This is a genomic window from Streptomyces sp. NPDC045678 (assembly GCF_056432085.1).
Window position 1 is genome coordinate 267,338 of sequence record NZ_JBWKJS010000006.1, and the last position, 6,123, is coordinate 273,460.

A 6,123-nucleotide genomic window follows, 5' to 3' on the forward strand; every position below is an offset into this window, starting at 1 on the left:
TCTCCCTGAGCCCTAGGACAGCCGCACGCGCGGGTCGATCAGCGCGTAGAGGGCGTCGACGACGATGTTGAAGATGACGATCGCGGTGGCCGCCACCAGGACCACTCCGAGCAGGAGCGGCAGGTCGCTCGTGTCGACCGCCTTCACCGACAGCTCGCCGATGCCGTGCAGGGCGAAGGTCTTCTCGGTGATGATCGCGCCGCCGAGCAGAACGCCGATGTCCAGACCGAAGATGGTGACGATCGGGCCCATCGCGCCGCGCCAGGCGAAGCGGAAGAAGACCGTGCGGCGCGAGAGGCCCTTGGCCCTCGCCGTGCGGACGTAGTCCTCGTTCATCGTCTCGACCAGCTGGGAGCGGGCCATGCGGGTGTAGTTCGCGGTGAAGATGAGCGCGAGCACGAGCCACGGGATCAGCAGCCCGGAGAACCACTCCGCGGGGTTCTCGGTGAACGGCGTGTACGCGGGCCGGTCCAGGAGGTGCAGCTGGTCGGTGAGGAGGTAGACGGCGAAGACGCCGACGACGTAGATCTGCATCGAGGAGGCGACGAGCGACGCCGACGAAGCGATCTTGTCGACGGCCTTGCCCTGCTTGACGGCGGCCAGCATGCCGGTGCCCACACCGAGGACGACGAACACGACCGCGGCGCCCATGGAGAGCGAGACGGTGGTGGGGAAGCGGTCGAGGATGGTGGCGAGAACCGGCTCCCGGTTGCGGAACGAGTAGCCGAGGCAGGGCGCGTCGCAGAAGCCGTACGTGTCGTAGTCACGCCCGACGAAGATGCCCTCGAACCAGTGCCAGAACTGCACCGGCAGCGGGTCGGCGATCCCCAGGTTGTGCTTCACCAGTGCCAGCGTGTCCGGCGGGCAGACCTTGCCGCAGGCCAGGCGCGCGGGGTCGCGCGGGGCGGCGTAGAAGAGGAGGAAGACGATCGCGCTGATGATCAGCAGGATCACCGCGCCGCCGATCACGCGGCGAATGAGGAAGCGGAGCATGGCAGTTGGGATTCCTGACGGATGCCGTGAGGGAGGTGAAGGGTCGGGACGGGCCCCTCGGAGCAGCCAGGGGGCCCGTCCCGGGGGCGGTCGTCAGCCCTTGACGTACGTCTTGTGGAGCAGCGTCGCCGCGAACTGCGGGTCGTGGATGGCGCCGCCGACCTTGGAGCCGTGCAGGTACCAGCGGCGCTGGTAGGTCTCCGGGATGATCGGCACGACCTCCTTCATGATCCGCTTGTCGAGCGCGGCCCAGGCCTTGCCGGCCTCCTTCGGGTCCGAGATGACGGCGTTCTTCTTGATCGCCTCGTTGATCCAGGGAACGTCGCACTGCGAGACGTTGTTCTGGCCGTCACCGATGGCCGTGCCGTCGAGCATCGGCTGGATCATGGTGTACGCGGTCGGCCAGTCCGGGGACCAGCCGAACCACATGACGTCGAACTTGTTGTCCAGGCGCTGCGCCTGGTCGTAGAAGTCCGTCGAGTTGAGCGGCTTGATGACCGGCTCGAAGCCCGCGGCCTTCAGGTTCTTCTCGATGACGATCTTGGTCTTGTCGTAGGTGGGGCGCCGCGGGAAGGCGTACACGATCTTCGTGCCGAGCTTGCCGGCCTTCTTCAGGATCTCGTGGGCCCGCTCGACGTCGCCCTGCGGCTTGTCGAGCTTGTCGTAGAGGTCGAACTTCTCGCGGCCGACGATGTCGGGGCTGAGGATCGTCGTCGCGTAGTCGCCCGCGGTGGTGCCGCCGTAGATCTTGCGGCTCTGCTCCAGCGGCCAGGCGATGAGGAGGGCCTTGCGGACCTCGACGTCGGTGACGCGCTTCATGTTGATGGCGAAGTAGTAGGTGCCCGACGACAGGCCGTTGAAGCTGCGCTTCTTGATGTCGGGGGTGGTGAGCACCTTCTGCATGCGCTCGGCCGGGATCGGCTCGTAGATGGCGACCATCTGCTGGTCCTTGCCCTGGTCCGCGATGAAGCGGTCGCAGGACTCGGGTCCCGTCGGCCCGAACTCGAACTCGAAGCTGTCCGGGTAGGCGTTGCGGATGGAGTCGGTCTTCGGGTCCCAGTGCTTGTTGCGCGTCAGCGTCATCGACTTGTCGATGGAGCGGTGCTTGACGATGTACGGCCCGCAGGAGAAGGGCGCCTTGTCGTACTTCTCCTTGGTGTCGTGCTTCACGGGCGCGGCCGCGTACGAGTGCATGGCCAGCGTGAAGTTGAACTCCGGGCGGGCCTCCTTCAGGTGGAAGGTGATCGTCTTCTTCGCCTTGTCGGTGACGATCGAGTCCAGGTGCTTGCCCTTGTACGGGCCGTCGTACCCGTCACGCCACTTGGCGCCCTTGCCGGTCAGCGCCTGCTGGACGTAGATGGCGCCCTCGGTGACGAAGGGGGCCCAGCCGCGTTCGAAGCCGTGCCGGACGTCGTCGACGGTGAGCTCGCTGCCGTCCTGCCACTTCAGACCGTCCTTCAGCGTGAAGGTCCAGGTCTTGTTGCCGTCCGAGGCCTTGCCGGTGTCGGTGGCGAGGTCGCCGACGAGGATCTGGTGGCCCTCCATGTCGGTCTGGTAGCCGGTGAGGCAGCGCGCGTAGAGGTTGGCGATGGAGGAGTTGTACGCGAAGTAGATGCGCTGCGGGTCCATGTGCGACACGTCGTCCTCGGCGACGCCGTAGATCGTGCCGCCCTTCTTGCCGCCGGGGACGCCGGGCGCGGGCCCGGTCGAGTCCTTCTCGGTGCCCACCTTCACGCTCGCGTTGGTGTACTCCGTGGCGCCGCCGTGCGATCCGCCGTCGCCTCCGCCCGAGTCGCCGCTGCTGCACGCGGACAGCACGAGCGAGCCGCCCGCCGCGACCGAGGTCGAGATGAGGAGGTTTCTGCGTGAGATTGCCATGTGGCTACCAACCCTGTGTGAAGGAGAGAGAGCGGAGAGCGGGCGGCACGGCCCCGTCGCGCGTGCCTGCCCCGGGGAAGCGTTCAGCGGGGAGTGTCAGCGTCTGGTCTTCGGGTCGAGCGCGTCACGCACCGAGTCGCCGAGGAGGTTGAAGGCCACTACGAAGATCACCATGGCGAGGCCGGGAAAGACCATGAAGGTGATGTCGTCCTGGTAGTACTTCGAGCCGTTCTGGATCATCACGCCCCAGTCCGGCGTGGGCTCCTCGAGGCCGACGCCCAGGAAGGCGAGGCCCGCCTCGGCGGTGACGAAGAGCGGGAGCAGGAGCGTCGCCTGGATCAGGATCGGCGTCCACAGGTTGGGGAGCAGCTCCTTGAAGATGATGCGCGCCGGCGAGGCGCCGGTGACCTTGGCCGCCTCCACGAACTCCCGCTCGCGCAGGGCGAGTACCTCGCCGCGGAGCAGACGTGCCAGCGGGGCCCAGCCGAAGGCGGTCATCACCGTGATGAGGCTGGTGACGGTGAGCCACTGCGGGATCTTCTCCTCGGGGCTCACCAGGATCGAGATCATCACCGGGAAGAACGCGATGTAGAAGAGCGTCGAGGGGAAGGCGAGCAGGATGTCGATGATCCGGCCGATGAAGTAGTCCGTCTTCCCGCCGATGTATCCGGCGGTGAGCCCGATGGTGATGCCGAGCAGGGTGACGAGCAGTGTCGTCGCGGTCGCGATCAGCAGGGAGTTGCGGATTCCGTAGAGCAGGAAGGTGAAGACGTCCCTGCCGAGGACCGGTTCGATGCCGAACCAGAAGTCCCCGTCGATGCCGCCGTTCGGCTTGATCGGGTAGTTGAAGTCGTTGAGCAGGCCCGGCTGGTCGAGTCCGTAGGTGTCGTACGGATTCTTCCCGTACACCTTCGCGATCAGCGGCGCGCACAGCGCGACGACGAAGAAGAAGATCACGACACACGCGGCGATCACGCCGGACTTGTCCCGCTTGAAGCGGGTCCAGGCGAGCCGTCCCGGCGAACGGCCCTTGCTGCCCTGGTCCTTGGGCGGCAAAGGCGTGCCGTCTGTCTTCTCCGTCACTTCAAGCGTGGCGGCAGCGGCGGGAGTTGGGGAGGTCATGGCGCTCCAGGCCCGGAGAGGGACAGCAGGAATCCGCAGGACAACCAGCACCCACGGGCTAGGCGCGACTTTCGCAAGGCGTTTCCCGCGCGGTCAATGAATGGTGGGCCGCTTTGGGGTGCTCTTGAGTTCCTTTAGGCAGGCTTTACTTGATCATGGGCATGCCATTGCGTTGGCGTAATCATGCGTGATGGACAAGGTGCGCCAGGGCGGGGCAAGCGCGGCATTGGGTCGGATATGAGTCCGATATGCGGGCGGAGGCGTCTCGCAATGCGTACATCCGGAGGGGCTCCGACTCGTACGGGTGGGATAAATGTGCGGTTCATTCCTCTTGCGGCGATATTTGGCGGTAAGTAATCGCGGTAGCTGAGGACAGGAGGACTCCATGCGTGGAGCCACGCACGCCAAGTGGGCCGCATGTGCGGTGACCGTCGCACTCGCTGCGACGGCCTGCGGTGGCGGGGGAAGCGGCGGCGGTGGTGGCGACGGCTCCGGCATCGTGAGCTCCTCCTGGGGCGACCCCCAGAACCCGCTGGAGCCGGCGAACACCAACGAGGTGCAGGGCGGCAAGATCCTCGACATGGTCTTCCGCGGCCTCAAGCGGTACGACCCGAAGACCGGCGAGGCCAAGGACATGATCGCCGAGTCGATCGACACCAAGGACGCCCAGAACTTCACGGTCAAGATCAAGGACAACTGGAAGTTCAGCAACGGCGAGAAGATCACCGCCAAGTCGTTCGTGGACGCCTGGAACTACGGCGCGAACCTCAAGAACAACCAGAAGAACGCGTACTTCTTCGGCTACATCGAGGGCTACGACAAGGTCCACCCCGAGAAGGGCGACCCCGGCGCCCAGACCCTCTCCGGACTCAAGGTCGTCGACGACAGGACCTTCACGGTCAAGCTCAGCCAGAAGTTCTCCACCTGGCCCGACACCCTCGGCTACCCCGCGTTCGCGCCGCTGCCCAAGGCGTTCTACGACGACCACCAGGGCTGGCTGTCCAAGCCCGTCGGCAACGGCCCGTACACCGTGGACTCGTACACCAAGGGTTCCAAGATGTCCCTGCGCAAGTGGGACGGCTACCCCGGTGACGACAAGGCGCAGAACGGCGGTGTGGACATGAAGGTCTACACCGACAACAACACCGCCTACACCGACCTGATGGCCGGCAACCTCGACCTCGTCGACGACGTCCCCGCCTCGCAGCTCAAGAACGCCAAGAACGACCTCGGCGACCGCTACATCAACACCCCCGCCGGCATCATCCAGACCCTCGCCTTCCCGTTCTACGACAGCAAGTGGAACAAGCCGGGCATGGAGAAGGTCCGCCAAGGCCTGTCCATGGCGATCAACCGCGAGCAGATCACCGAGACGATCTTCCAGAAGACACGCACGCCCGCATCCGACTGGACCTCACCGGTCCTCGGCGAGAAGGGCGGCTACAAGGAAGGGCTCTGCGGCGACGCCTGCACCTACGACGCCGCCAAGGCCAAGAAGCTCGTCGAGGACGGCGGCGGCATCCCCGGCGGCACCCTCAAGGTCACCTACAACGCCGACACCGGCTCCCACAAGGAGTGGGTCGACGCCGTCTGCAACTCCATCAACAAGGCGCTCGGCAAGGACAAGGCCTGCGTCGCCAACCCGGTCGGCACCTTCGCGGACTTCCGCAGCAAGGCCTCCAAGCAGGAACTCGACGGCGCCTGGCGTGCGGGCTGGCAGATGGACTACCCACTGATCCAGAACTTCCTGGAGCCGGTCTACTTCACCGACGCCCCGTCCAACGACGGCAAGTACACCGACAAGGAGTTCGACAAGCTCGTCAACGAGGCCAACGGCGAGACGGACACCAACAAGGCCATCGGCAAGTTCCAGGACGCCGAGAAGATCCTCGCCAAGGACATGCCCGCCATCCCGCTCTGGTACCAGAACGGCAGCGCCGGCTACTCGGACAAGGTCTCCGACGTCTCCCTCAACCAGTTCAGCGTGCCGGTCTACAACCAGATCAAGGTCAACTGAGACGCCGGGAGCGGGGGGCGGGCGTCAAAAGAAAGGAAAAGGACGAGAGAGCCTCACCGAAACAAAACACCCCAACGAGAAGAGATGTGAGGCCGGGTTTTGTGGACGGGGTC

The 6,123-nt window shown here is 65.5% G+C and carries 4 protein-coding genes; 1 reads left to right on the plus strand and 3 read right to left on the minus strand.

Features of this window, described 5'->3' with window-relative positions; genetic code table 11:
• Positions 1–12: 12 nt before the first annotated feature.
• The 3 genes from AC07DO_RS22370 to AC07DO_RS22380 form a co-directional block, all read right to left on the minus strand.
• Positions 13–993 (minus strand): ABC transporter permease, encoded by a 981-nt coding sequence (locus AC07DO_RS22370; RefSeq protein WP_150186032.1) that lies wholly within the window; start codon positions 991–993, stop codon positions 13–15.
• Positions 994–1,086: 93 nt separating this feature from the next.
• Complete coding sequence (locus AC07DO_RS22375; protein ID WP_479061996.1) at positions 1,087–2,871, minus strand: ABC transporter substrate-binding protein; 1,785 nt, start codon at positions 2,869–2,871, stop codon at positions 1,087–1,089.
• 96 nt (positions 2,872–2,967) lie between these two features.
• The gene (locus tag AC07DO_RS22380; protein ID WP_479061998.1) at positions 2,968–3,993 is read right to left on the minus strand and encodes an ABC transporter permease; all 1,026 of its coding nucleotides are present in this window, start codon (positions 3,991–3,993) and stop codon (positions 2,968–2,970) included.
• Between the two features lie 385 nt (positions 3,994–4,378).
• On the opposite strand from AC07DO_RS22380, the gene AC07DO_RS22385 reads away from it, so the two are divergent.
• Positions 4,379–6,010: a peptide ABC transporter substrate-binding protein gene (locus tag AC07DO_RS22385; protein ID WP_479062000.1), complete on the plus strand. Its 1,632-nt coding sequence runs from the start codon at positions 4,379–4,381 to the stop codon at positions 6,008–6,010.
• Positions 6,011–6,123 lie beyond the last annotated feature (113 nt).